At 70.9% G+C, this 244-nt stretch carries 1 protein-coding gene; it reads left to right on the forward strand.

Annotated features, from left to right (window positions below; all coding sequences use genetic code 11):
- The coding region (locus EOD29_RS34335) for an LLM class flavin-dependent oxidoreductase (protein WP_127248898.1) at nucleotides 1–244 on the forward strand (244 nt) is incomplete at both ends.

Consider the following 244-nt stretch of genomic DNA (forward strand, 5'->3'; position numbering starts at 1 on the left):
CGCTGCCGCTGTGGATCGCGGTTGGCGGCACACCGCAGTCGGTGGCGCGCGCCGGCGCGCTCGGACTGCCGGTCGCGCTCGCGATCATCGGCGGCGAGCCGCGCCGGTTTGCGCCGCTGTTCGATCTCTACCGCGAGGCGGCGCGCCGGGCGGGGCAGGATCAGGCGAAACTGAAGACCAGCATCAATGTCCATGGCTTCATCGCCGACACGACCGAGAGAGCGGCTGACCAGTTCTACGGCCC

This window comes from Mesorhizobium sp. M1A.T.Ca.IN.004.03.1.1 (assembly GCF_003997555.1).
In the GTDB taxonomy this organism is placed as follows: domain Bacteria; phylum Pseudomonadota; class Alphaproteobacteria; order Rhizobiales; family Rhizobiaceae; genus Mesorhizobium.